We start from the raw sequence: 2,309 nt of genomic DNA on the forward strand, positions 1-2,309 counted from the left end.
GGCATATCCCAAAGAAGGGTGATTTTTCATCTGATTAAACTCAAACTCGGTGAGTTTCCCATTTTTATTGATAATACTATAATTAATTTTGCTTTTACCCAAATCATGCAATATGGCCGCCATCCCCAATGTTTCAAGGTCCTTGTCTTTTATACATAGAAATGAACCTAAACTCAATGTATAAACACTAACATTAATCGAGTGGGTATGGGTATAATAATCATGAGCCGTAATTTTCATTAACGATTCCACTGCACTTGTATCATTTAAAATAAGTTCGATAAAACTTGTAACAATGCCTTGTGCGCTTTTAACATTTTCAAGTGATTCAGGATTTTTAAACATTAAATCAATTGATTCTGTCGCTTTTGCATAAATTAAAATTGCTTTTTCTTCGATTGTTAATGCATTATTTTTTACTATGCTTTGAAGATGTTGTTTTATATAGTTGTTATAACGTTCTTCTTCCTCTTCACTAATGTAAAGCATTTCAATTTCCCGCAATTTTACCTTTGTATTACTATCAACGGCTGAATCGCTTTGTATAAAAAGAGTCATAGCCGTTTTTGTCTCATTGGTCAAAAAAAGGTTAAAATCAACAGTAGATCCTTCGGTTATAAGCCGTTTGTCAATTGCTTTGTACTGTTTTTTCATTGCCTTTCATCCTTAACGAAAGTTATCAAACACCAATGGTGCTTCCCACTCCATCGACTTGATATGCGCCATAATTTTTTGAAGTTCGTCAATCTGTTTGGATTTTACCCGAATCGAATCCCCCTCTATCACAGCTGATGCTTTGGTTTTAAGATTTTTAATCTCAGCCACAATTTTTTTTGCCTCTTTGGACTCAATACTGTCTACTATTTTATAGGTTGCTTTTCGACTTCCGCCGCTTGCATCTTCGGTTTTGAGCTCTTCAAGTGCTTTGGACGAGAGCCCCCGTTTGATCAGCTTACCGATGACAATATCTTTAAGTGCATCAAGCTTGTTATCACTGGATGCTAACAAAATGAGCTGTTTTTCTTTTTCGCGGTAGTTGATTTCATAGGTAACCCCTTTAAAATCATAACGTCCTGATGCTTCTTTTTCAGATTGAGCGATAGCGTCTTTAAAGGCTTGAAGATCGATTTTTGCGGAGATATCAAGAGAGTGTTCTGATGCCATGTGAATGTCCTAACTGTTTTATAACAATTAGTATAACACACGCAAACTAGAATTTACAGGAAATGATTTTAAAAATCCCATCCCCCTAAATCAAAACCTCCCCCGAAATTCATCGTCGGATCAGGATAACCTAACATGCCGCTTTTCATCCGAAGTATTTTGATATCCTGCATCGGAGCAATCGATTGAGGACAAACAGGGACACACGCCCCGCAGAGGGTACAATCCCAAATCCCGTTGATTTGAATCGCTCCCATTTTCGCTTCACTATCACGCTCGCGCGGGTCGTTCACATATCGCCATACCCGTGTCAGCGCGAACGGACCGATAAAGTTTGGATTGACAGCATATACCGGACAAGCACTAAAACACGAGGTGCACAAAATACAATCGCTTTGCGTCTCGATCCGCTCCATCTCCTCGGCACTGACATTTTCTGCCTTGAATGATTCACTCCATCCCATCCCTGCACAGTTAAATCGTTCGATAGATGATGTATCAACCACCAAATCACGGATAACACGGGCATTGCGGATCGGTTCAACCAGATCCCCATCACTCGGTTTGTACTCACACATCAGTTGTTCACGCCCGTTCACTCGGACAGCACAGCTACCGCACACACCGCTACGACATCCATGCGAATAGGTGAGTGTCGGATCTATTTTGGTTTTAATGTTATTCAAAACACTCAAAAGAGTAACGTTTTCTAACTCGACGTTATAAGAGTGAGCTTCTTCACCGCGTAAAATAGTTATTTCCATCAATCACACCAGCCATTTATTTTATACGTCATCGGAATAAAATCCCGATTGACTACGCTAACGCTGAGTTTCCTTCGGCAGTACGCCGCGCTTATATATTCACACATCAATCACACCACTCTTTTTCGTACTCATCGTCGTCATCATATTCATCATCTATATCTTCATTCATTGCATAAAATCCGCGCATAGCACTCCATCCTCTTTCCATGTGATTGTGTGAGCTCCAAACATCCGATCATTCCTTTGTGGGGCATCGATGCGGTAATGCGCCCCTCGACTTTCGACACGGCTGATCGCACACACAACGATAATCTCAGCTAATTCAATCTTATTTCCAAACTCGATAAATTCGACTAAATTGGTATTACAGATTTTCGA

3 protein-coding genes and 1 pseudogene are annotated in these 2,309 nt (G+C 39.8%); all 4 read right to left on the reverse strand.

Going from position 1 to position 2,309, the window contains the following annotated elements; translation table 11 throughout:
- On the reverse strand, window positions 1-654 hold a 654-nt coding region (locus tag WA010_RS09875), incomplete at its 3' end, for an HD-GYP domain-containing protein (RefSeq protein ID WP_422556955.1).
- Window positions 655-666: 12 nt separating this feature from the next.
- Window positions 667-1,164 carry a YajQ family cyclic di-GMP-binding protein gene (locus WA010_RS09880; protein ID WP_422556956.1) on the reverse strand — a complete coding sequence of 166 codons (498 nt, stop codon included), beginning with the start codon at window positions 1,162-1,164 and terminating at the stop codon, window positions 667-669.
- Window positions 1,165-1,232: 68 nt separating this feature from the next.
- The gene (locus WA010_RS09885; protein WP_422556957.1) at window positions 1,233-1,928 is read right to left on the reverse strand and encodes a succinate dehydrogenase/fumarate reductase iron-sulfur subunit; all 696 of its coding nucleotides are present in this window, start codon (window positions 1,926-1,928) and stop codon (window positions 1,233-1,235) included.
- Window positions 1,929-2,096: 168 nt separating this feature from the next.
- Window positions 2,097-2,309 (reverse strand): annotated as a pseudogene (locus WA010_RS09890) (succinate dehydrogenase); the annotation flags it as partial.

The sequence above is a fragment of the Sulfuricurvum sp. genome, assembly GCF_049305995.1.
Lineage (GTDB): Bacteria > Campylobacterota > Campylobacteria > Campylobacterales > Sulfurimonadaceae > Sulfuricurvum.

Excerpts from the sequence above, each read along its gene's own strand:
- WA010_RS09885 (WP_422556957.1), bottom strand. The coding sequence starts at position 1,928 with ATGGAAATAACTATTTTACGCGGTGAAGAAGCTCACTCTTATAACGTC.
- WA010_RS09880 (WP_422556956.1), bottom strand. The coding sequence starts at position 1,164 with ATGGCATCAGAACACTCTCTTGATATCTCCGCAAAAATCGATCTTCAA.